Consider the following 22,810-nt stretch of genomic DNA (forward strand, 5'->3'; position numbering starts at 1 on the left):
CTAATCACGCAGCCTCCACTCCCGCCGCCGGTGACCCTCGAAGATTCTTCGGAGTCTCAGATTCCAGGCGTTCGGCGCCGACCTCGCTTACGAGACGCGCAGGTGCTTCCGGTTGCGGTCGTCAGCCAACACGGCGATGGCCACGAAATCGAGTTGCTCCCGACAGCTGGTCGCAGCTGCGGCGAGTGCATCGATCACGCCTTGGGCATTCGAGATCGCGTCATCGGCGTCGCGCTTGGTGCAGTGGTACCGATGGTCGTAGTCGGCGCGAATACGGGCCAGATAGAGCGCCTCGAAGCTGGTCACGAATCGCAGAAGATCTGAATGGCACGCAGGCTCGCCAGTCATCCAAGGAATGGTGCGCGACTGCAGGAGGCTGCGGCAAACACCCCGGATGTTGGTGTGCGCGATCAACCGTCGCGCCGCGAGTTGCGCTTCCTCGTTTCCGACGTGCGTGGTGACTTCATTCGCGAGCGCATGGAAGCCTGCGTAGTACGCAGTCGAGATGACCCGCCGAAGCAGCGCGGGACGTGGTCGGCCGCGGCCTGTCGGCAGATGATCTCGCGCTACTTGCAGCAGTGACGTGCCTTCAAGTTCAGACTTGGCCATGACTTGAGTATGAAGCGCTGCTACCTGGCGAGTCCCGAAGCTCGCCGGGATCTCGGCGGCGGGTCGGCAGACAGATCCTCGCCCCGCTGATGTTCGATCTCTCGCATTTCTTCGGGCGTCCGAAAGAGGCAGTCTGGAGTCACGATGTCACCGACGGCATCCCAGACCCGGTCCCGAAGGCGCTCCAGTTGAGCGTGAGGCCAAGCCTCGTCCCTGTCCTCGGGTTCCTCCAGTTGCAACGTGATCAGGGCGATCCACTCGCCGTCGAAGTCGTAGTCGGCCTGCAATGCGAAGTACTTCACGACGGGCGAGTCAGGCTCGTTGAGAAGTTCGCCATTGAGCGTCTCGAGACGCTGCCGTACCTCGGCGCTCAACTCCATGCGCACAGTCTGCCACCCGGCCGGTCGGAGTCACGGCTGAGGTACGGCTGAGGGCCGTACCGCCTGCATTGTTGGGGGACAGTCGGCTCTGGGCTGCCGAGATCGAGGCTTCTAGCGGCATCATCGCGACACGCAAGTAGCGGACAGCGACTCTCGCTGGCATCAAGCCGGAAGACGTCCGGCGAAGTGGCCGTTGGGTGCTCGGTACCCTCGCTGTTGTGTGCGGGATTGTGGCCGTCATCGGCCGCCGCGATGACCGGGTTGCGTTGGAGGCCTCCGAGGTCGTTCCGCAGCTCCACGACGCATCGGACCTGCTTGCTGCGGCACTAGCCGAGGGCGACCCAGACACGCCCGCTGACGGTCGCGACATGGCCGAGCAGCTCGAAGCCGCCGCGGCGGCGCTGCGAGACGCCGACGAGGCACTGCGATCGCTGCCCGGCCTGCGCTTGCTGGTTTCCGACGCCAAATGCGTGCTCGACATCGAAACGGTCTTGGCGAACGTGGATGCACTGATCATCGACATCGACCGGGCTGTCGATGCTGGCGATGTGCTCCCCGGTGACGAGGGCGACCGCATCGAGCGCCTCAATGCCTGCTTGAGCGAGGCGAAGGATCACGCGTTCGCGTTGCGTCGAGACCGCCTGCGGATGGCCCGGGAGGTGGTCGGGCTCTGGGGCGGCATGCCCCCGCCCGCAGCCGTTGGTGGGCTCTGGTCGATCCAGGTTGCGTTGTCCGCACTAGACCGGCTCGAAGTACGAGGGCGCGACTCGGCCGGGCTGCAGGTGTTCGTCCAAGGCGCTCGCCTCGACGCCGATGGCGACACTGCCCGCCGTGCGCACGGCGGTCGGCTTACCGACCCGCTATTCGGCGCCGGTGCGGCGCGCGACACCGGCAGCGGACTGGCATTCGTGTACAAGACCGCCTCCGAAATCGGGGAACTTGGCGACAACACGGCGGTGCTGCGCGCGCAGATCCGTCAGGACAGCTTGCTGCGCTGGGCGCTGTGTGCCGATGGCGCCGAGACTGTGGTACTCGGCCACACCCGCTGGGCCAGCATCGGCATCGTCTCGGTGCCCAACACGCACCCTCTTGACGCCTGGAGTGGTTCGAATGGCCGCGACGTGCCGCATGTCGCTGGGTCCGATGGCGGCGACGTCGCGCATGTCGCTGGGTCCGATGGCGGCGACGTGCCGCATGTCGCTGGGTCCGATGGCGGCGACGTGCCGCATGTCGCTGGGTCCGATGGCGGCGACGTCGCGCATGTCGCCGCTGTGCTCAACGGCGACGTGGACAACTACGCCGACCTGATCGCGCAGCAGCGCCTGGCGATTGCGCCCGAGATCACCACCGACGCCAAGGTCATCCCGACGATGCTGCGCCAGGCGCTCGCCGCAGGCTGGAACGGCAAGCGTTCGGCTGCTGGGTCTGAGCAGCTCCGGCAAGCCTTCGCTGATGCCGTCAGCAGCTTCGAGGGTTCGGTCGCGATTGCGGCGCATGTCTCCGAGGTGCCCGACGTGGTGGCGCTGGCGCTGCGCGGGAGCGGGCAGGCGCTGTACGTGGGTACCACGGGCCCGTCCTATGTGGTCGCCAGCGAGCCGTACGGCCTGGTCGAGGAATGCCGCACCTACGTGCGCCTCGACGGCGAGACGCCGGCTGACCAGGCGAACCCCGTGGGCAGCCGCGGCCAGATCATGCTGGTCGGCACGCCACTGCTCTCAGCCGACGGGGGGCCGTCGCCGGCCGAGTTTTCTGCTCTGCGACGCTTCTCCTACGACGGCACCGAGCTGCCAGTCGAAGCGGGTGACGTTGTCACTGCCGAGGTCACCACCCGCGACATCGACCGGGGCGACTACCCGCACTTCCTGCTCAAGGAGATCGGCGAGGCCCCCCGATCACTCCGGGCCACATTGCGTGGCCGAATCGACACGGCCACATTGCGTGGCCGAATCGACACGGCCACATTGCGTGGCCGAATCGACACGGCCACATTGCGTGGCCCCGGCGAGACGGCCACATTGCGTGGCCCCGGCGAGACGGCCGCATTGCGTGGCCCCGGCGAGACGGCCGCATTGCGTGGCCCCGGCGAGACGGCCGCAGCTGACCCGCTGCTGCACGCCCGGCTGGGGCCCGACGCCCTGCCTGCCGATGTTCGGTCCCGGCTGCGGGACGGCTCCATCCGTCGCATCGTTGCCATCGGCCAAGGCACGGCGGCGGCGGCAGCGTCGTCGCTCCCGCATTTCTTCGAGACCCTGCTGGCACCGTCGCGCACACTTCGCAGCGTTGAGGTGACCGCGCCCTTGGCAACCGAGTTCAGCGGTTTTGGCTTGCACGCCGACCTGTCCGACACGCTGGTGGTGGCAGTCAGCCAGTCCGGCACCACCACCGATACCAATCGCACCGTCGATCTCGCTCGTGCCCGGGGCGCCGCCGTGGTCGCCATCGTCAACCGGCGCGGCAGCGACCTGACCGATCGGGCCGACGGCGTGATCTATACCTCCGACGGCCGCGATGTGGAGATGTCGGTGGCGTCCACCAAGGCGTTCTACGCACAGGTTGCGGCGTGCGCGCTGCTCGCCGCCGCCATCGCCGCTGACATCCGTCCCGACGACGACGTGACGACGAGTGCGATCAGCACTCTGCTGGATGGACTCGGCAAACTGCCCGCCGCACTCGAAACTGTGCTCGCATCGCACGACGAGATCGCCCGGATCGCTCGGCGCCATGTGGGCGCCCACCGCCACTGGGCCGTGGTGGGCAACGGCGCAAACCGGATCGCGTCACGTGAGATCCGAATCAAGCTGTCCGAGGTCTGCTATCACGCCGTCGCCGAGGACGGCACCGAGGACAAGAAGCACATCGATCTCTCGTGCGAGCCACTCATCTGGGTGTGTGCGACGGGCCTCACCGGTTCGGTCGCCGACGATGCTGCGAAGGAAGTGGCGATCTACCGCGCACACCGTGCGACGCCCATCGTGGTGGCCTCCGTCGGCACCGGCCGCTTCGACGCCGCCGCCGAACTGCTGGAGGTTCCCGCCGTGCACCCGGCGGTGGACTTCCTGCTGGCCACGGCTGCTGGTCACCTGTACGGCTACGAGGCGGCGCTGACGATCGACGCGCTGGCCGATCCGCTGCGCGAGATGCGTGCCGCCACTGAGTCGCTGCTGGCAGCCACCGGCAGCGCTGACGCATCGCTCGCGGCCGGGGGCCACAAGGGAGACCTGCTCGCCGTGCTAGCAGAGCGCCTGCGCCCCCCGGCCAATCGCTTCCGGGACGGCGTGCGTGCCGGCAGCTATGACGGTCATCTGCGGGCGGGCACGGCGGCGCGTCTCGGTGCCGTGCTGCGGTACGCCGCCGGGCTGGCGCCGCTCGAGATGTACCAGGTCGATCTCGGCAAGGTGGGTCGGCCGTCGGTGGTCATCGACGACTTCACCGACGCGCTGAACATCGCCATCGACGAGCTCACCCGACCCATTGACACCATCAAGCACCAGGCCAAGACCGTCACGGTGGGCACGTCACGGGCTGACGAGACGCTGCTCAGTTCGGTGCTGGTTGCTGCGGCGCTCGATGCCGGAGCGCCCAGAGATCAGCTCTCGTACGCCGCACTGCGCACGCTGTCGGCGCTCGATCCAGCCGTCGCCGAGGTCACCGGCTGGTCGCGCTACCGCATCGAGGGCGACGTGAGCTCGGCCAGCAGTCCCGAGGTCACCATCTGGCTGACCGATCGCGGCGGCACCGCGCTCGGCATCGAGTCGCGGACGGTTGCCAACCCGCAGCTGCGCGGCAGCAAGCACCGGGCGGCCTTCGAGCGTGAGGTCACCGTAGCCCGCGGCAGCGATGGTCGAACCGTGCTTCACATCCCCGAGACCAAGGACGGCAGCACCACCGGTCTCACCTTGCTGCATTGCCGATTCGTCGAGCGGCTGGCGGCGCCGGCGATGCGCTCGGTGCTCATGGGGTACCGCGGTCGTTACGGCGCGCTCGCCGATGCCGTGACCGAGACGCTGCCGTGGTTCCGGGACGACCTGCTCGGGACCCTCGACGTATTCGATCTGCTGACCCGCCCGGTGTACGTGCTGGCCGAGCATTGGCTGGGAGAGCCGGGGGAGTAGGACCGTGGGCGCGTGAGCACTGCGATCGGGCTCGACCTGGTGGATGTCCGGCGTTTCGCAGCCGTGCTGGAGCGGCGCACCGGCATGCGTCTGCGCCTGTTCACCGAAGGTGAACTGTCGTATGCGATGGCAACCGTTGATTCCGACACCCGGCTCGCTGCCCGGTTCGCCGCCAAGGAGGCGGTGATGAAGGTGCTGGGCGTCGGACTCGGCGCGTGCAAGTTCCGCGACATCGAGGTCATTCGCCATCCCGACGGCCGCCCGGAACTGGTCCTGCATGGTCTCGCTGCGAAGCGAGCTGCCGCCGCCGGGCTCGCTGACTGGCAGGTGTCACTCAGCCACACCGACTCGGTGGCGGCCGCCATGGTGCTGGCGCAATGAGATCGGAGCCGATCGAAGACTTCGACGTGGGATCTGGCGACGATCATCTATCTGGAGTGGTCAGCGCCAGTGACCTTAGGCAAGTACGTGACGCCCTTGGTGCTCATGGTCTTCTTGACGGAGGAGCTACTGGGGCATTGGGTTCGCGGGCGCTGAGATCTTCTTCTGTGGTTCTGTGCACCGTCAGTATTTCACATGTATTTTGGGACTATATCGACGATGAGGCAGAAGCCAGTACGATCGTTTTCTGCAGGGGCCCTGTGTACAGCATGCGTGCGAAAACGAACATCTACATGTCCACTGGTCATGGAATGTCGAAGATGGCATCTGGTGATTCGGGCTGGGTCAGCCCAGCTGATGCGCCTGCCGTCGCCAGGGCTGATCGCAGCTGTGTATCGAGCCAAGCCACGTCTTGGCGGAATTCGGGATATGGCTCAGTCATCACCACCTCAGCTAGGAGATTGTCGATGGGTTGGGAAATGACCGATTGGCGCTTGCTCGGCTGCCGCGGCTAACGGGCGCCATTAGGTGTGGCACCTCTGATCCCGCCATTCTCTCGATGCCTCGCCGTCCGGCTCCAAGGGACCGCCGCCGGCCGGGGACTGGCCGAATCGGTGGGACGCGTCGGCTCCTCAGCGGACAACGCCGTCGCTGATGCGTTCTTCTCCAGCCTTAAACGAGGAACTCCTCCACCGACGCCGATACCCAGACCGCGCCACAGCCCGCCGATCGATCTTCGAATGGCTCACCCGCTGCAACACCACTAGACTCCACACCAGCTTGGACAACCGAATGCCCGACGAACGTGAAGCCGGCTACCGACGCCTTGCGGGAACCACCTCCGCATCAACCGCCTGACCGGCCGACGGGACACTTGGGCAAGCTCTATCGGTGGCTGCGACTGAGTTGAGTGTAGATGTCGGCGGCTGATTGCCAGTTGTGGAGTCGGCGGGGCATCCAGTTGAGGTTGTCCTCGATGATCGACAGCCGCAGGGGGTTGAGGTCCAAGGGCGTGCTCTTGGGCAGCCAGCGTCGCAGCAGCCCGTTGGTTTGCTCGTTGGTTGGCCGCTGCCAGGGGCTGTGAGGCTCGCAGAATAACACCTCGATGCCCAGCGCTGCCCCGATGTCGGCCCAGCGGGCCATCTCGCGGCCTTGGTCCCGGGTGAGGGTGCGCACCAGCGCAGCGGGCTGAGGGGCCAACGCGGCGGTGACCGCTGCGGCGACAGCGGGGGCTGTGTACCCCTGTACCCCTCGGGCACCCCCACGACCAGTGTGTGGCGGCTGGCGCGCTCCACCAGCGTCGCCGCCGCGGTCTTGTCCGCCGCGCCGACGATCAGGTCGCCTTCCCAGTGGCCCGGCTCGGAGCGGTCCGCTGCGGCGGCGGGCCGCTCGCTGATCGGCCGGTACTCGTCCAGCGGGCTGGGCCTGCGGGCGCCGGGGCTGCGCGGCTTGCGGCAACGCCGCTGGCGGGGCAGGCTCTTCCACGCGTCGTCGCCGAGCCAGCAGCTGCTGTACACGACCCGGCAGATCGTCTCCGCGCACACCCCCAGACCCGCGTCGGCGAGGTCGGCGCTGATCGCGTGCGGCGACCAGCACATATCCAGCCTGGCCTTCACCTCGCCCGCCAGCGCCGGGTCCGCCTCCAGCTTGGCCGCCCGGGGGCGCTGCGCCCGCAGCTGCGCATCGGCCTGCGCCGCTCGCGCGTCGTAGGCGCCCTCGACCCCGCCGCAGCGGCCCAGCTCCCGATAGACCGTCGACGGATGCCGGCCGAGCTTGCCGGCGATGTCATCGACACTCGCCGTCGGCGTCGCAGCTGCAGTCGCTCAGATCAAAGCCCCGGCCGAGCTTGCCGGCGATGTCATCGACACTCGCCCCCGCCGCTCTCATCGCCTCAACATGGGCGCGCTCCAACGCGCACAGCCTCGCTGCCATACTGGACACCTCCACTGGTGGTTGCTGTACTGCAAGACCGGTCATCATGACCGATCACTCGCAACCACCGGTGGAGTCCGCCCTGTCTCATTCCATCTATGGTTGTCGTGGTGCCTCGCTGGTGCAACGCGCTTGATGCTGCTTGTTGATGGAACGGCCATGGCGCGTGACACCCAACCGCCAAGGGCGGTGGATCTACGTTGAGAGATTGAGATTGGGCAGATGTCGATTTCGCAGCAGCGCGTACGGGACTGGATGAGACAGAATGCATCTCTGGTCGTGAGCGAAGAGAGCGCTCGAGCTGTTCTGGTTCACCTAAGCCAATGGCCACGGCCGAGTTCAGTCGCTGTCTCTGGCCGCGACCTGCTCACGGGGCTACCGCGCAGTGTCCGCGTTGCGTCCGACGACCTCCAGCCTCCTGATGCAGGGTTGCCAGTCAAGCCGGGCTGATGTCACCTCATAGGCGGGTCCGAGAATCCTGGTCTGTTCGCGGTAAGTCTGCTGGGTCTCGTGTTCGCTGCTCACCACTCACGGCGCGCGGCCAGAGCCATCGCGACTCACAGCTTGCGTATTCGTGACCAGCTTTAGGACATAGAGTCTGAGCACGCAGGTGGCTGAAGGAGCACTGCTGGACTGAGTGTCGGAAAGCCTCTCCATTGGCTCCGAGACCTTTCATACCAGCAGCCCCAATGAGCGGGGGGTGACGCTGTGCTGCCGATCGTGACCCCGGCGGAGATGGCCGAGATCGACAGAGCAGCGCCCGAGGGCACTGACGTGCTGATTGCACGCGCCGGCGGCGAGACGGCCATCGAGGCCCGCAAGTTGATGGGCGGAACCTACGGGCGCAGGGCCTTGGTCGCCGCAGGCAAGGGCAACAACGGCGCCGACGGCCGGGTCGCCGCCTCGGTGCTGCAGCGGTGGGGCGTGCGCTGCCGGGTCGCGACGCCGCCCGAAGCACTGGATGTCATCACGGCCGGTACCGGATCGGGCGCATACCGGCTCGATCTCGTGATCGACGCGGCCTATGGCACCGGACTGCGCGGTCCGTGGGGCGCCGATCGACCGCCTGCGGTACCGGTGCTGGCGGTGGACATCCCTTCCGGCATCGACGCGCTCACGGGCGAGAACCACGGCTGCTGGCCCGCGGCGGCGACGGTCACGTTCGGCGCGCTCAAGCCGGGTCTGCTGCTGCATCCCGGCACTGCAGCAGCCGGCGATGTGCGTTTGGCGCCGATCGGTCTCGACACCAGCGATGCGGGGGCGTGGCTCATCACCGACGATGATGCCAGCGCCGTGTTGGGGGATCTGGAGCCAACGGCGCACAAGTGGCGCCGATCTGTGCGGGTCATCGCCGGTTCGCCGCAGATGCGGGGGGCCGGTGCCCTGGTGTGCGCCGCAGCACAGCAGGCGGGTGCCGGCATGGTGGTCATCAGCTCACCGGGTGTGCGTTCGGGTGACATTGCCCGCCCCACCGAGGCGGTCGCCCGAGATCTGCGACCTGGCAACTGGGCTGCACCGGCGCTGGAGGGAATCGAGCGCTTCGATGTCGCCGCCATCGGGCCGGGCGTCGGCACGGACCCAACGTCGATGGCCCAGATGGCGCAGTTCATCTCTGAGTGCCCGCTGCCGCTGGTGGTCGATGCCGATGCGCTCACGGCCGTCGCCACCCATCCCGAGTGCCTGCGGACCCGCAGCACGGTGACGGTGCTCACGCCGCACGACGGGGAGTTCGCACGCCTGAGGGGCGCGTCGTGTGTTGCGCCAGACCGCTTCGAGGCCGTCCGGCAGGCCGCCGCCTCGCTCGACGCCATCGTCCTGCTGAAGGGCCCGACGACGTTGGTGGCCCGCCCGCAGGCTGCGGGAATGCCGCCGGCGGTGTTCGCGGTCAACTCGGGCAGTGCACGACTGGCGACGGCGGGCTCGGGCGATGTGCTGACCGGGGTCATCGCGGCAGTGCTGTCGGCAGAGCACGACCCCGACGGAACGGCGATGGCGGTGGCAGCAGCGGCCCACTGGCATGGCCGCACCGCCACCTGTGACGACCGTGAGGCCACCGCGGCGATGACGCCGCTCACCGCAATGCGCCAAGTCGAGCTGCTGGAAGTGGCGCGCGCCGGTCTGGCTGGCTCCAGCGCGGAATCGAGCTGCTCATGACTGGGGCGCCGGCGCCGCGGTCGCCGCGACTCGGTCCGTCAGAGAATCGTCTGCTTCAACCCGATGCATCACAGATGCGTCCTACCTGGTGCGACATCGACCTCGGCGCGCTCGACCGCAATCTGGCGGCGATCCGCCGCCATGTCGGCAGCGCCGAGGTGGTGCCCGTGGTCAAGGCCAACGCCTACGGACACGGCATCGCGCACGTTGGGCTGGCGCTGGCGGCGGCCGGAGTGTCGTGCGTGGCCGTCGCCTACGTCGAGGAAGCACTGGCATTGCGCAGCGCTGGGGTGGCCATCGACATCCACGTGCTCGGGGGCGCCGTCGAACGCCAGGTCCCGCTGTTCCTTGCCCACAACCTGATCCTCACCGCGCCGTCGATCGACAAGCTGCGCCAGATCGACGAGGCGGCGCAGGCCGCGGGCACCACCGCCCGGGCGCATCTCAAGATCGACACCGGCATGGAGCGCATCGGCGTGCACCACTACAACGCCGACAAGCTGTTCGCTGAGTCGCTCCGCTGCCGTTCGGTTCACATCGAGGGCGTGTTCAGCCACTTCGCAAACGCCGACGCACCCGATCTGTCGGACGCCCGCATCCAGCTCGACCGCTTCAACGAGGCGGTGGGCTTCTACGAACGCCACTCGCTGCCCACTCCGGTCCGGCACATGGCAGCGTCCGCGGCCATCGCCCGCCTGCCGGAGGCCCACCTCGACCGTGTCCGCCCGGGAATCCTGCTGTACGGCGTCGCTCCCAAGCCTGAGATCGCGGCTGCGCTGCCGACCGAGCCGGTGCTGAGCTGGCACAGCGAGGTCGTGTACTTCAAAGTGGTGCCGCCCGGGACGCCGGTCGGCTACGGCAGCACCTGGACCGCGCCGCGGCAAACCCGCATCATCACCCTGCCCGTGGGATATGCCGACGGCTACGCACGCTCACTGGGCACGGGTCCGGCGCACGATCCTGCGCAGGGGCCGGCCAATGTGCTCATCGACGGGACCCGCCACCACATCGTGGGCAACGTATGCATGGACCAGACAATGGTCGACATCGGAGACGCCAGCGCCTACAACGGCGACCGGGTCACGCTCATCGGCAGCCAAGGCGACGAGCGCGTCACCGTCACCGATCTGGCCCATTGGTCAGGCCGCAGTCCCTACGAAGTGCTCACTGGGATATCCCTGCGTGTTCCCCGTGTCCACCGCTATGGCAGTGAGTGCTCGCCGGGCGTCGCTGACCGCGGTGGCGATTCCGGCACAGGCCACTAAACAGGCGCTGTTATGCGGTTTCGAACGACCAGCGCCGCCGGAACGCGTGCGGTTGCAGCGGCGCTCGAGCCGTTGCTCGAACCCGGTGATGTGGTGCTGCTGTCGGGCGACCTGGGTGCGGGCAAAACGGTGTTCACGCAAGGCTTGGCGGCGGCGCTCGGGGTCACCGAGCGGGTGACGAGTCCCACCTTCACGCTGGCGCAGAGTTTCGAAGGTCGGCTGCGGCTGCATCATCTCGACGTGTATCGGCTGGAGCACCTCGGCGAGGTGCTCGATTTGGATCTGCCCGGGCTGCTCGACGATGATGCCGTGGTCTGTGTCGAATGGGGCGAGGTGGTCATTCCCGAGCTGCCGCGGGACTTCCTGCACCTGCGGATCCGGCTCGCAGATCCCGACGAGGACGGCGATGTGCGCGTCTTCGACATCGAGCTGGTGGGACGCAGCTGGCAGGGTCGAGCGCTTGCCGTCGAGACTGCGTGCATTGCCGGCGTGGGGGCAGCGCCGTGCTAGTACTCGACGGCGTGGGGGCAGCGCCGTGCTAGTACTCGACGGCGTGGGGGCAGCGCCGTGCTAGTACTCGGCATCGAGACCGCGACGCCGCAGGTCGGGGTGGCCATCGGCGGCCACGAGGGCATCATCGCCTCGTTCCACACGACGCGTGACCGTCGGCACGCCGAGACGCTCGCACCCGCCATCCGGTTCCTGTGCGATCAAGCGCAGATGAAGCTCTCCCGGATCGGTCTGGTGGCCGTGGATGTCGGGCCGGGGCTGTTCACCGGGCTGCGAGTGGGGCTCGCCACCGCCAAGGCCATCGCGCATGCCCGTCGGATTCCGATGATCGGCGTCTCCAGTCTCGACCTGACGGCGTTCCCGGCTCGTTTCAGCGACCGGCTGATCGTCTCCACTGTGGACGCGCGGCGGGGAGAGATCTTCTACGCCACTTACCGTCGTGCGCCCGGCGGGATCCAGCTCATGAGCGAACCTGCCGTCGACCAGCCGGCCGACGTGGCGGATCAGCTCATGGCCTTGGGCTCGGAAACGCTCATCGTGGGCGACGGCGCCCAGCGCTATGCCGATGTGCTGGGTTCCGTGCGCGGAGCAGAGATCGGACGCGAGGGGCTGCGGCATCCGAATGCGGGCGCGCTGGTGGAGTTGGCCCATGCCAAGGCGCTGCGCGAGGAGTTCGTCAGCCCGTCGGAGATCTCGCCGCTGTACCTGCGCGCCCCCGACGCTCGCATCAACTGGCAGCCGCGGGAGCGATCATGAGCATGTCGGCCGCGCCCGGGGCGGCAGCCTCGACCGGGGGGCGGCGCCTCGGGGCTCCGTCCGACGCAGCGCCGATCATCACCGAGATGCGTCGCAAGCACCTGCGCGAGATCCGTCGCATCGACCGGCTGGTGTACCCGCGGCCCTGGTCGATGGCGCTCTACCTGGACGAACTGCAGCGAGGCGGCGAGCGGGTGTACCGCGTGGCCTGCCAACCCGGCCCCGGCGGCCGTCCCGGCGGGGTCATCGGCTACGGCGGCTTCATGATCGTGGCCGATGAGGGCCACATCACCTCGGTGGCGGTGCATCCGGACTGTCAGGGCCGCGGCGTCGGCGCGCGCCTGATGCTCGAGCTGCATCGCGCCGCACGCCGCATCGACCCCCTCGACGCGCTGTCCCTCGAGGTGCGGGTCTCGAACACTGCGGCGCAGAGGCTCTATCGCTGGTTCGGCTACGTCCCGGTCGGAATTCGCATGAACTACTACCGCGGCGGCCCTGGCGGCAAGCGGGAGGACGCACTGGTGATGTGGTGCGCCGACATCGGCAGCGATGAGCACGGCAAGCGCTTGGACGGCATCGCCACGGCTCTCGGCTTGGCCGAGGGCGCATCGAGCACGGCTCTCGGCTTGGCCGAGGGCGCATCGAGCACGGCTCTCGGCTTGGCCGAGGGCGCATCGAACACAGGCATCGGGGTGCAATGACCACCATCCTGGGCATCGAGACATCCTGCGACGAGACGGCCGCGGCGGTGGTGGACAACGGGCGCGAGGTGCGTTCCAGCATCGTCAGCAGCCAAGTCGACCTGCACGCCCGCTATGGCGGCGTCGTCCCCGAGATCGCCGGCCGTGCCCACGAGGCGCTGATCACCCCGGTCGTGGCCGAGGCGCTGGTGGAAGCCGGCGCCGCCGACAGTGACGTCGACACGGTGGCGGCAACCTGCGGCCCCGGCCTCATCGGCAGCCTGCTGGTCGGCGTGGCCGCCGCCAAGGCGCTGGCCCTCGTGTGGGATGTCCCCTACATCGGCATCAACCACCACGAAGCCCACCTGTACGCGGCGCTGCTGGACGAGCACGACGCCGAAGTGCAGTTCCCGCTCGTCACCCTGCTGGTGTCGGGCGGGCACACGATGCTGATCTCGTTCGAAGCCCATGGCCGCTACCGCCTGCTCGGCGCAACCCGTGACGACGCCGCCGGCGAGGCGTTCGACAAGGTGGCTCGCTACTTGGGGCTGGGCTACCCGGGCGGACCGGTCATCGATCGGCTCGCGACCCAAGGCGATCCCACCGCCGTCCCGCTCACGAGGGCGATGCTGGACGACGGCTACGACTTCTCGTTCTCGGGCATCAAGACAGCGGTCATCAACTGGGTGCGAGTCCACCCCGAGGTGAAGACCGCGGACGTGGCGGCCTCGTTCCAGGCCTGCGTCACCGATGTGCTCACCCACAAGGCGCGCAAGGCCGCCCGCGAGCTGGGCGCCGCCGGCATCTGTCTCGCGGGGGGCGTGGCGGCCAACAGCGCCCTGCGCGAGCGCACGCTCGACATCTGCACCGAAGACGGTTTCAACGCCTATCTGCCCAGCCGCGCCATGTGCACTGACAACGCCGCCATGATCGCCGCGACCGCCTGGTACCGGCTGGCCAGCGACGGCCCCTCCCACCTAGACAGCGGCGCCGACCCCAACCTCCGCATCAACTTCTTGGATTGAGTTCAGCCCTTCAGGCTCAGCGAATCGAAGACGAGTGCGTTGCCTCGTCTTCGTATCCCGCAGCCATCGCCTGTGCCAAGCTCGCCGCGTCCGATCGCAGTCGCGAACGCCCCTCGACGATTCTCTGCGTCTCATTGGCGATTCGCTGCCGCTCCTTCGAGTCTCGCGGGACAGGCAACTGCAGTTCCTTGACCCGTTGGCCAAGCGTGTCGATGATGTCTTGGGTGAACTGAAGAGCGCGAACCTGCTGCGACACAAACTCAGAGTTCAGCGCCGCGAAGAGCAGGTACGCGTGCGCTGTTGTGTCCTCGGGGTGGTTCGATTCCGTGACTGCCAGCGGCTTGAGAAGCCGAAGCCTGAGAATATGGCTCTGGAACAGCAGTCGACGTTCGCTGTCCGCGCCTGTGATCATGGCGGAGGTTCCGATCAGATACGTGCCATCTCGCACCAGCAAGATGTCCCCGACTTCAACTTCGCACTTGGACCTGAAAACGCGGTACACGTCCTCTTGGCTGATGATGTCCGCGTCGTTGATCTTGATCTTGCTGCCGAAGGGCGGATTCGTCACGACGATGTCGAAGGTGCCAAGACGGACGTGCTCGCGCGATTTGTCACTCCACGTGTCAGCCGCTGCCAGCGAGTTCTCGCAGAATATGCCGCTGCGGCCGTCGCCCATGATCGCCATGTAGGCCTTGGTGACTTTCGTGAGGAAGGTGTCTTTGTCGATTCCTCGCAGGCGTCCCGCTACCTTGTTCCGCTCTTCCAGCAATGTCTGGTCGTCCCAGACTTGTTCTGGCGCTCGTTCGGACAGTCTCGCCCAGACCGCATCGAGCGCTTGAATGAGAAAACCGCCCGAGCCGCAAGCCGGGTCGATGATTGATTCCTCCGGCTTGGGATCGAGCATCTCTACCACCATCTGAACGACATTTCGTGGCGTGAAGAACTGGCCCTCGGTACCACGCAGAGATGGGCCGACGAACACCTCGAATGCGTCGGCGACAGCATCGCGGCTGGAACCCATGAGTGAGTAGTTCTGGAGCTCGCCTACTACGTAGGCCAAGCTCGTGGAGTCGATGGCCAAGCGGTGGTCTTCGGCGAATACACGGTGGTCTTCGGCGAATACATCTGTGTACTGATCCTTGACGCGGTCGAACAGTCCATTCACGCGTTGAGCGATCTCCTCGGCGGTTTCCTGCACCCCTGCACGGAACGAGACGACGTCTTCGCGGGCGGTGTAGCGCTCGTCGTAGAGCTTGCAGAAGACGATGTTGAGCATCTGCTCTGCGAGTGCGACTTCTCTCGTGATGCCCACGACGTTGCCGGCAAGGTGGTTGCGCAGGTCGTCAAAGACCGCCTTGAGGTTCGACGCGGGCATCAAGTCTCGGCGCAACTGCTTGCCCATGTCGTCGATGCTCTGGCCGAAGCGGGGGATGCTTGGAATCTCGACGAACGACCGCTCTCCTCCCGGTGACACGATCTTGCGCAGGTAGAGGTGGTCTTGGCCGTTGAACCAGACGCCCACGGAAGCCGCCGACATCTCCATGTACAGCTTCGGCTGCTCGAGGCCCTCCTTTCGTTTCGGTCTCTTGCACTCGACGACGAGGCGGAGTTCGCCCTCCAGCTTGGACGGCGAGTCGAAGACCGCTATGTCGACGGGATAGGTGCCCGATGCATCCGAGGGCGATTTCCGCACACGATGCTGGGGGCGGCTCTTGATGTGATCCTTGGGGTACCCGAAGTCCTCCACGAGGCGCCGCCGCATTACCTGCACGGCCTCCCGCTCTTCCGCAGTGGCCGGTACTTCTTCGCCTGTGATGTAGTCGAACAGGACATCAGTGGTATCGGTCCCGCTGACGCTCACAGCGACCGACCCCTCATGCGTAGCCCCTTCGCGCGCGGACCCGCATCCTGACTGCGGCCCAGATTACACATGCGTCGTCCCATGCATGCGGACTCTACGGAGGTCCTGTGACATAGGGACCCGCCTGGGTGCGGGCACGCGTGGCGACGGCGTGTGTGCTGACCATGCCGCGCAGATTGCCGCGTCGCCGCCGCGGCGCGCCACATGGGCGAAGACGCGGTGCCCTGGCTCCAAGTGTTCCAGCGGGCCCAAGTCGGGCGGCTGCGAGGTTGTGGCTGGTTAGTGGGACTCGTATCGTTAGCACTCGCCCGGTGAGAGTGCTAAGTGTCGCCGGGTGTTCCCAATGAGCCACAGGAGGCACATCCGACCATGAATCTGAAGCCACTTGAGGACCGCATCGTCGTGCGCCCGAGCGATGCGGAGGAGACCACCGCCAGCGGTTTGGTCATCCCCGACACCGCCAAGGAAAAGCCCCAGCAGGGCGAGGTGCTTGCGGTAGGCCCCGGCAAGCGCTCTGATCAGTCGGGCGAGATCATCCCGATGGATGTCGGCGTCGGCGACACCGTCGTCTACAGCAAGTACGGCGGCACCGAGATCACCGTGGCCGGCGAGGACCTGCTCATCCTGAGCGCTCGCGACGTCTTGGCCGTTGTCGCCTGACGCCGGCTGTCACGACGAGAAGACGAGAAAGAGAACCAACACATGCCGAAGATCCTGAAATTCAGCGAAGAGGCCCGCCGCGGCCTCGAGGCCGGCGTCAACAAGCTGGCCGATGCTGTCAAGGTGACCTTGGGTCCCAGAGGCCGCAATGTCGTGCTCGAGAAGTCATTCGGAGCGCCGACGATCACCAACGACGGCGTGAGCATCGCCCGCGAGATCGAGCTCGACGACCCGTTCGAGAACATGGGCGCCCAGCTCGTGAAGGAAGTCGCCACCAAGACCAACGACGTCGCCGGCGACGGCACCACCACGGCAACGGTGCTGGCCCAGGCCATGGTGCGCGAGGGCTTGCGCAATGTGGCCGCGGGCGCCAACCCGATGGAGCTCAAGCGGGGCATCGAGGCCGCCGTGGCCGCCGCCGTCGACTCCATTGGCGACATGTCCACTGACGTGTCCGCCGACAAGGGCAAGATCGCCAGCGTCGCCGGCATCTCCTCGGCGGACATCGCTATCGGCGAGACCTTGGCCGAGGCGTTCGACAAGGTCGGCAAGGACGGCGTGATCTCCGTGGAGGAGTCCAACACGTTCGGCGTCGATCTCGAGTTCACCGAGGGCATGCAGTTCGACAAGGGCTTCCTGTCGCCGTACTTCGTGACCGACCCCGACCGTCAGGAGGCTGTCTTCGACAGTCCGTATCTGCTGTTCGTGAACGGCAAGATCGGTTCGGTGGCCGAGTTGGTCCCGGTGCTCGAGAAGGTCATGCAGACCGGCAAGAGCTTGGTGATTGTCGCCGAGGACGTCGAGGGCGAGGCGCTGGCCACCTTGGTGGTCAACAAGATCCGCGGCACGTTCTCCTCGGCTGCGGTGAAGGCCCCTGGGTTCGGCGAGCGCCGCAAGGCGATGCTGGCCGACATGGCCATCCTCACCGGCGGCCAGGTCATCTCCGAGGAGGTCGGCCTGAAGCTGGACAACACCACGCTCGACTTGCTGGGCACTGCCCGCAAGGTGATCATCACCAAGGACGACACGACCATCGTGGAAGGCGGCGGCGACAGCGCCGATGTCGAGGGCCGTGTGGCGCAGATCAAGCGCGAGATCACCGACACCGACTCCGACTGGGACCGCGAGAAGCTGCAGGAGCGGCTGGCAAAGCTGGCTGGCGGCGTCGCGGTGATCCAGGTCGGCGCGGCCACTGAGGTCGAGCTCAAGGAGAAGAAGCACCGCATCGAGGACGCCGTGTCGGCGACCCGTGCAGCGATCGAAGAGGGCATCGTGCCCGGCGGCGGCACCGCGCTGCTGCGAGCCCGTGCGGCGGTCGCCGCGCTGGAACTGCCGGGCGACGACGAGGCCACCGGTGCCAATATGGTGTTCCGGGCCTTGGAGGCGCCCAGTCGCCAGATCGCGCAGAACGCGGGCTTCGAGGGTGCTGTGATCGTGCAGCAGATCGAGGCGGGCGACGGTGCCGCCGGTTTCAACACCGAGACCGGAAAGTTCGAGGACTTGGTGGCCGCGGGCGTGATCGATCCGGCGAAGGTGACTCGTGCGGCGTTGCAGAATGCGGCCTCCATAGCGGCGCTGCTGCTCACCACCGAGACCTTGGTCACCGACAAGCCCGAGGAGCCGGATCCCGCGGCGGCCGCGGCGGCCGCCGCCGCCATGGGCGGCGGCATGGGCGGGATGATGTAGATCCGTCCGGGGCGGGGAATCCTGCCCTGCCCCGACGACTCACGAGTGCCGGGCCGAGCTGCACGGATCGGCACTAGCAGGCTGCTGAAATATGCAGGTCTGGCTGGAAGCGCAAGCCCCTGACCTGCGGATTTGCAACTGGGCTCGGTGGGAATCGTGACGCTGGAGGCGGCGGCGGAAACCCCCGGAGGCGTCACCTTGGTGATCGCCAACGGCTGGTCCCCGCCCGACGTCGGCGTCGCCGCGGCGTACGCAGCAGCCACCGACAACGCCGCGGTCGCGTACACTGCCCTAGGCTCGCTGCCCGACGCCACCGCCGAGTTCATACGCGACTACCGGCCCGACCGCGTGATCATCATCGGCGGCAGAGCAGCCGTCGCCGACGATGTGCGCACCGCCATCGACGACACCGCACCCGCCGACACCGAGATCCGCCGCATCACCGGCGCCACCCGCACCCACACCGCCGCCCAAGCCGCCCGCAGCATCCTCCGCCAACAGAACTGACACCACCACCTCTCAACCGGATCACACCTGTGACTTTCCACTTGGATGCAGCGCGAGGTCGCTCCGGGCCGTCTGGGCGGCGTGCTGGGACCCGGCTCGTGGGGGTCTTGGCGCTGGCATGTGTTGCGGGGCTGGTGTTGGCGGTCCTGTCCCCTGTGGCCGGCGCCGAGGACACTGTCCCTGTCACGGTCACGGTCACGCAGGACGGTTTTTCGTTGACGTGTGATGCGGAGGTGGCTGAGGGTGAGACGCTGGCGTGCACTCTTGCGAACTCGTCGTCGGAGGCTCAGCCGTGGCCGGTGGTGGCGTTGTTGCATTTGTCGGCTGACGAGGACAGGGCGTTGGTGGTGGGCAGTCCGGTGGATGTGGGGTTTGGGTCGTTGAGTCCGGTTGTGGAGCTGGACAGCAGTGTCTGGTGGATCGGTGAGACGTTGGTGGGCTATTCGCGTTTTGACTGGGATGGCGACGCGGACGGCGTCCCGGCGGATCCTCCCCCGACTGTGACCACGCTGGTTCCTCCTGAGACTTCGCGGACGGTGAGTATCGCGGTCGTCGACGACGCGGCTGCTGAGGGCAGTGAGCAGTTCTATGTGGCGTTGGGGCCTGACGGCAGCGACGGTGTCGGGTTTTTGTACAACAACAAGCAGAGCGTGACTGTCACCGAGGACGACGCCAAGAGCTCGGATGTGGCGTTGTCGAGCCTGTCGGCGTCTGCGGGGGGGGGGGTCGGGCGCTGTCGGCGAGCGACGCCGCCCAGTCGGTCAATGTGGCCTATGAGGTGACCGAGGCGACTTTGACTGCGGAGGTGTCCCATCAGCGTGCGACGGTGAGCATGGCCGCGGCCCACGACGGCGCCGGCGTGGCGCTGGCCCGCGGGGGTGTGTTCAGCGCCGTGCTGTCCAGCGGCGAGGAGAGTCCGTCTGTGCCGTTGAGCGTCGGCACGACTGCGGTGACGCTCACCGTCACCGCGGAGGACGGCACGACGGGCACGCATCGGGTGGACTTCGTGCGGGCGGCGCTGGGGGATGCCTCCACGGTGACGGTGTCCACTGATGAGTTCACCTTGTCGTGCCCGGCTGAGGCCGATGAGGGCACGGTGATGGAGTGCACGCTGTCCAATGTCTCATCGGAGGGTCAGCCGTGGCCGGTGGTGGGGGTGCTGCACAGCGCGCTGGACGACTCGCGTGCGTTCGTGGCCGGCGACCCGGTGGTCACCAGCAGCGATGCTGCGTTCAGCAAGGACCTGTCTTTCGGCGAGCAGGACCCGATGAGGGAGGGCTTCAACTTCGGCTACGGGGAGCTGTTCTCGGGCGGGTCGAGCAGCCTGTACCGCACGTGGGGCTACGAGAAGTTCGACTGGAGCGGCACAGCAGCCGCCGGCGCTCACCGGATCGTGCGCGTCGAGCTCCACGACGATCTTGCCTCAGCAGACGACCCCGGCGCGACAGAGCACTTCTACGTCGCACTGGCCCCCAGCGACTACAGCGGACTCTCAGAGCTCGCCGACAACACAGCACCGATCCTGCTCCACTCCGAAACCGGCACCAGCGCGGACGTGGGCGGTGGTTCTGCTGAGTTCGATGTGGGTACGGCGGTGTTGGTGGTGGCTAATGGGTGGAGTCCGCCTGATGTGGGTGTTGCGTCGGTGCTGGCGGCGCGGTTGCGGAATGCGGTGGTGGTCTACACCGAGCGTGATGCGTTGTCTGAGCCCACTCGCGAGCTGTTGAGGGAGGTTTTGCCGGCGGAGGTGGTCATTGTGGGCGGCATTGCCGCGGTGTCACGCGAGACTCGCAGCCGGATTCGTGCTGCGACGCCGGAGACTGAGACGGGCCGGGTGGAGGGCGCGGACCGTGTCGACACGTCGGTTCAGGCGGCGCGGCGCATTCTGGGCGCCCCCTCGGGCGGCGCTTCGGCGGCCACGCTGATCGTCGCGAGCGGCTGGTCGCCGCCTGATATCGGCGCGGCGGCTGCGCTTGCTGCTCGTACGCCGCGTTCTGCGGTGGTGTACACGCAGCCCGGGGCGCTGCCTGAGGCGGTGAGGGTGCTGCTGCGCGAGTATCTGCCTGCGCGTGTGGTCATCGTGGGCGGATCGGCTGCTGTGTCGGGTGTGGTGGAGGCCGGCATTGCCGCTGTTGTGCCCGGGGCCGGGGTTTCGCGGGTGACGGGGGCGGACCGCATCGAGACAGCGGCGCAGACGGCGCGGAGCATCCTGGGCGATCCGGCGGGCTCGGCGGGCTCGGCGGTGCTGGTGCTGGCGAACGGCTGGTCGCCGCCTGACATCGGCACAGCGGCTGCCACTGCGGCTCGGACGCAGCGGTCGGCTGTTCTGTACACCGAGGCGGACGTGCTGGCCGGGTCGGTCCCGGCGCTGATCGCGAGCTACCGGCCGGCTTCTGTGGTCATCGTCGGCGGCCGTGCGGCGGTCTCCGACAGCGTCCGCGCCGCCGTCGTTGCCGCCGCGCCGGACGCACAAGTACGCCGAGTCACCGGCGCGACCCGAGTCCACACCGCAGCAGCCGCCGCCAGAAGAATCCTGAGCAACGTGGATGCGTCCGAGTTTGTGCCGGAGTTGGCGTTTGTGGACGACGAGTATTTCATGTCCACTCGGATCAGGGTCTGGCCTTCTGTGTCCAAGGCTGTCAGGGGGATCGGCGATCAGAACCAGATCGAGGGCAACCGCGTCTTCGGCAGGGTGGAGGCGGCTCGGCGCTCGGGAAGCAGGCATGCGCTTCGGTTCGCGGTGGAGGAACTGCCTGATGTGGGGTCCTATCAGGCGGCGAACCCGCGTTGTGCTCATCACGGCAACTGCACCGACACAGCAGTCGGGGTCTCTGCCGGTACTGGGGAGTTGTTCCTGCATTCCGAGGCGTTCGATCTCAGCTCGAGCACTCACTGGGCGGATGATGTGTACGTGATCGACTTCCCGCCGCAGCGGGTGGGGCTGTCGGTGACCGATCTCCGCACGCCGCTGAAGGTGTACCGCGACGTGATGGTGCGGCCCTCGCAGCGGGCGCCGGACTGCGGCGACTACCCAGGGCGCAATCCGGTCTCCCATCAGTGCCTGTTCGGCAGGGAGCACCTGCCGCCGACGCCTCCTGCTGCTACTGCGGGGATGCGGGCGGCGCTGCCGGGCACGCTGGTGCAGCCCAGGGAGAACTACTCGCTGGTGTTCGCTGAGGAGTTCGACTACACGGCGGCTGCGAACGCCGACGGTGCGTGCCGCAACCGGATGAACAACCTGAACCGGGGCTTCGCCGCGTGGAACTTCGACACCGATCCGTGTGACGATGTCGACGCTGAGGGGGTGCCGTGCTTCGACATCGCCGACGGCAGCTTCTACATGGCCCGCAGCTATCTGTGCGACGCCCGGATGACCACTGCGGGCAGGATGAACTTCAAGTACGGCTACATGGAGGTCAAGTACAGCTTCAACTACGAGGCGCTTGACGAGGACGTCAACCTGTCTTTCTCGCTCGGGCTGCCCGCGCAGACGACGCGGGGCACGTTCCTGGACTACTACGGGGCTCACGCGCAGGACTACGAGACCGTCCTGCGCGCGATCGGCGGGGTGGTGAACCTGTTCGAGTACATCCCCAAAGGCCGCCGGGCGGTGAGCGCCACCTGGACCAATCCCTATGGGTGGAGCAGGCATCCCGACACGCCGCCGCTGCGCACCATGGTGCGCGTCCACTACTGCCGCGACCCAGACAACGACCCCGTGAGGCTGGTGCTGCTCACCGAGGACTTCTGCAACGGCGACGCTGAGCACACCATGACCCAAGGACTCGAATGGACGCCGCGCGGGTACCGCAGCTTCTTCAAGCTCGACGGCTACCACGACGACTTCGTCGTGCTGCGGCCCGAGAACGTCTGGTTCCGCTGGAAGCCGACGATCTTCGCCGCCGACGGCACGTTCAAGTTCTCCGACGACTGGCAGACGCTCGAAGCAGACGCCCGCAACAGGTACTTCGAGCACCTCATCGACGGCGACCCCGACAGCGTCCTCACCCAGCTCGGCATATCCCACCGGCCGATGGACATCACCTTCGGCGCGTGGCGGAACATCAGCCCGCGCCTGCGCACCATCGCAACCAAGCTCCGCATCGACTACATCCGGGTCTTCCAGCCCCAAGACGGCTACACCCACATGGACCCCGTCTACCAATAGCAGCCGATGAGTATTGATGCGGTTTTCTTGGGGCCTGCTGCGGATCAAGTCGCGTGGCACGGCGCGCCTGGCGGCGCCACGCATAGATCGGCTGGTCGCTGATCCCCAGCTCAGCCGCTACCAC

Annotated in this window: 19 protein-coding genes and 1 pseudogene; 13 read left to right on the top strand and 7 right to left on the bottom strand. The window is 67.2% G+C overall.

Going from position 1 to position 22,810, the window contains the following annotated elements:
- Positions 1-87 precede the first annotated feature (87 nt).
- Positions 88-609 carry a hypothetical protein gene (locus ACOGXQ_RS14450; protein WP_419944320.1) on the bottom strand — a complete coding sequence of 174 codons (522 nt, stop codon included), beginning with the start codon at positions 607-609 and terminating at the stop codon, positions 88-90.
- Positions 610-629: 20 nt separating this feature from the next.
- Positions 630-989, bottom strand: coding sequence for a hypothetical protein (locus ACOGXQ_RS14455; protein WP_419944321.1), 360 nt, complete (start codon positions 987-989; stop codon positions 630-632).
- Positions 990-1,207: 218 nt separating this feature from the next.
- On the opposite strand from ACOGXQ_RS14455, the gene ACOGXQ_RS14460 reads away from it, so the two are divergent.
- Both ACOGXQ_RS14460 and ACOGXQ_RS14465 read left to right on the top strand, forming a co-directional pair.
- Entirely contained in the window at positions 1,208-5,101 is a 3,894-nt protein-coding gene (locus ACOGXQ_RS14460) for an SIS domain-containing protein (protein WP_419944322.1), read from the top strand.
- Between the two features lie 12 nt (positions 5,102-5,113).
- A complete protein-coding gene (locus ACOGXQ_RS14465) occupies positions 5,114-5,482 on the top strand; it encodes a holo-ACP synthase (RefSeq protein ID WP_419944323.1) in 369 nt (122 codons plus the stop codon).
- Positions 5,483-6,367: 885 nt separating this feature from the next.
- Here the strand turns inward: ACOGXQ_RS14465 and ACOGXQ_RS14470 are convergent.
- The 3 genes and pseudogenes from ACOGXQ_RS14470 to ACOGXQ_RS14480 form a co-directional block, all read right to left on the bottom strand.
- A complete protein-coding gene (locus ACOGXQ_RS14470) occupies positions 6,368-6,682 on the bottom strand; it encodes an IS30 family transposase (RefSeq protein WP_419944324.1) in 315 nt (104 codons plus the stop codon).
- Between the two features lie 110 nt (positions 6,683-6,792).
- Positions 6,793-7,266: pseudogene (locus tag ACOGXQ_RS14475) on the bottom strand (IS30 family transposase); the annotation flags it as partial.
- Position 7,267: 1 nt separating this feature from the next.
- Positions 7,268-7,414, bottom strand: a complete 147-nt coding sequence (locus ACOGXQ_RS14480) for a hypothetical protein (RefSeq protein ID WP_419944325.1) — start codon at positions 7,412-7,414, stop codon at positions 7,268-7,270.
- 708 nt (positions 7,415-8,122) lie between these two features.
- Here ACOGXQ_RS14480 and ACOGXQ_RS14485 point away from each other — a divergent pair.
- The 6 genes from ACOGXQ_RS14485 to tsaD all read left to right on the top strand — a co-directional run bounded on the left by ACOGXQ_RS14485 (position 8,123) and on the right by tsaD (position 13,804).
- Positions 8,123-9,568, top strand: a complete 1,446-nt coding sequence (locus tag ACOGXQ_RS14485) for an NAD(P)H-hydrate dehydratase (protein WP_419944326.1) — start codon at positions 8,123-8,125, stop codon at positions 9,566-9,568.
- A 74-nt stretch (positions 9,569-9,642) separates the two neighbouring features.
- Positions 9,643-10,833, top strand: coding sequence for an alanine racemase (gene alr, locus ACOGXQ_RS14490; RefSeq protein WP_419944327.1), 1,191 nt, complete (start codon positions 9,643-9,645; stop codon positions 10,831-10,833).
- Between the two features lie 12 nt (positions 10,834-10,845).
- Positions 10,846-11,343, top strand: coding sequence for a tRNA (adenosine(37)-N6)-threonylcarbamoyltransferase complex ATPase subunit type 1 TsaE (tsaE, locus tag ACOGXQ_RS14495; protein ID WP_419944328.1), 498 nt, complete (start codon positions 10,846-10,848; stop codon positions 11,341-11,343).
- Between the two features lie 57 nt (positions 11,344-11,400).
- The gene (gene tsaB / locus ACOGXQ_RS14500) at positions 11,401-12,099 is read left to right on the top strand and encodes a tRNA (adenosine(37)-N6)-threonylcarbamoyltransferase complex dimerization subunit type 1 TsaB (RefSeq protein WP_419944329.1); all 699 of its coding nucleotides are present in this window, start codon (positions 11,401-11,403) and stop codon (positions 12,097-12,099) included.
- Entirely contained in the window at positions 12,096-12,800 is a 705-nt protein-coding gene (rimI, locus tag ACOGXQ_RS14505) for a ribosomal protein S18-alanine N-acetyltransferase (protein WP_419944330.1), read from the top strand. The genes tsaB and rimI overlap by 4 nt, the downstream gene beginning before the upstream one ends.
- Positions 12,797-13,804, top strand: coding sequence for a tRNA (adenosine(37)-N6)-threonylcarbamoyltransferase complex transferase subunit TsaD (gene tsaD, locus ACOGXQ_RS14510; RefSeq protein WP_419944331.1), 1,008 nt, complete (start codon positions 12,797-12,799; stop codon positions 13,802-13,804). Before rimI ends, tsaD begins: the two co-directional genes overlap by 4 nt.
- Positions 13,805-13,820: 16 nt before the next feature.
- Here the strand turns inward: tsaD and ACOGXQ_RS14515 are convergent, their stop codons facing one another.
- On the bottom strand, positions 13,821-15,665 hold the full coding sequence (locus tag ACOGXQ_RS14515) for an N-6 DNA methylase (RefSeq protein ID WP_419944332.1): 1,845 nt from the start codon (positions 15,663-15,665) through the stop codon (positions 13,821-13,823).
- Between the two features lie 369 nt (positions 15,666-16,034).
- Between ACOGXQ_RS14515 and groES the strand changes: the two genes are divergently transcribed.
- The 5 genes from groES to ACOGXQ_RS14540 all read left to right on the top strand — a co-directional run bounded on the left by groES (position 16,035) and on the right by ACOGXQ_RS14540 (position 22,686).
- The gene (gene groES / locus ACOGXQ_RS14520; protein ID WP_419944333.1) at positions 16,035-16,325 is read left to right on the top strand and encodes a co-chaperone GroES; all 291 of its coding nucleotides are present in this window, start codon (positions 16,035-16,037) and stop codon (positions 16,323-16,325) included.
- Positions 16,326-16,367: 42 nt separating this feature from the next.
- Positions 16,368-18,011, top strand: coding sequence for a chaperonin GroEL (gene groL, locus ACOGXQ_RS14525; protein WP_419944334.1), 1,644 nt, complete (start codon positions 16,368-16,370; stop codon positions 18,009-18,011).
- Between the two features lie 147 nt (positions 18,012-18,158).
- A complete protein-coding gene (locus ACOGXQ_RS14530) occupies positions 18,159-18,518 on the top strand; it encodes a cell wall-binding repeat-containing protein (protein WP_419944335.1) in 360 nt (119 codons plus the stop codon).
- 98 nt (positions 18,519-18,616) lie between these two features.
- On the top strand, positions 18,617-19,300 hold the full coding sequence (locus ACOGXQ_RS14535) for a hypothetical protein (RefSeq protein WP_419944336.1): 684 nt from the start codon (positions 18,617-18,619) through the stop codon (positions 19,298-19,300).
- 23 nt (positions 19,301-19,323) lie between these two features.
- A complete protein-coding gene (locus tag ACOGXQ_RS14540; RefSeq protein WP_419947408.1) occupies positions 19,324-22,686 on the top strand; it encodes a cell wall-binding repeat-containing protein in 3,363 nt (1,120 codons plus the stop codon).
- Here ACOGXQ_RS14540 and ACOGXQ_RS14545 read toward each other — a convergent pair.
- On the bottom strand, positions 22,583-22,810 hold the full coding sequence (locus ACOGXQ_RS14545) for a hypothetical protein (RefSeq protein ID WP_419944337.1): 228 nt from the start codon (positions 22,808-22,810) through the stop codon (positions 22,583-22,585). The genes ACOGXQ_RS14540 and ACOGXQ_RS14545 overlap by 104 nt on opposite strands.

The sequence above is a fragment of the Candidatus Poriferisodalis sp. genome, assembly GCF_965208485.1.
Classification (GTDB): domain Bacteria; phylum Actinomycetota; class Acidimicrobiia; order Acidimicrobiales; family Poriferisodalaceae; genus Poriferisodalis.

Bases quoted from the DNA above. Each gene is read 5' to 3' on its own strand.
- tsaE (WP_419944328.1), top strand. From the start codon at position 10,846: ATGCGGTTTCGAACGACCAGCGCCGCCGGAACGCGTGCGGTTGCAGCG.
- groES (WP_419944333.1), top strand. From the start codon at position 16,035: ATGAATCTGAAGCCACTTGAGGACCGCATCGTCGTGCGCCCGAGCGAT.
- tsaD (WP_419944331.1), top strand. From the start codon at position 12,797: ATGACCACCATCCTGGGCATCGAGACATCCTGCGACGAGACGGCCGCG.
- ACOGXQ_RS14480 (WP_419944325.1), bottom strand. From the start codon at position 7,414: ATGGCAGCGAGGCTGTGCGCGTTGGAGCGCGCCCATGTTGAGGCGATG.
- ACOGXQ_RS14455 (WP_419944321.1), bottom strand. From the start codon at position 989: ATGGAGTTGAGCGCCGAGGTACGGCAGCGTCTCGAGACGCTCAATGGC.
- alr (WP_419944327.1), top strand. From the start codon at position 9,643: ATGCGTCCTACCTGGTGCGACATCGACCTCGGCGCGCTCGACCGCAAT.
- ACOGXQ_RS14450 (WP_419944320.1), bottom strand. From the start codon at position 609: ATGGCCAAGTCTGAACTTGAAGGCACGTCACTGCTGCAAGTAGCGCGA.
- rimI (WP_419944330.1), top strand. From the start codon at position 12,096: ATGAGCATGTCGGCCGCGCCCGGGGCGGCAGCCTCGACCGGGGGGCGG.
- groL (WP_419944334.1), top strand. From the start codon at position 16,368: ATGCCGAAGATCCTGAAATTCAGCGAAGAGGCCCGCCGCGGCCTCGAG.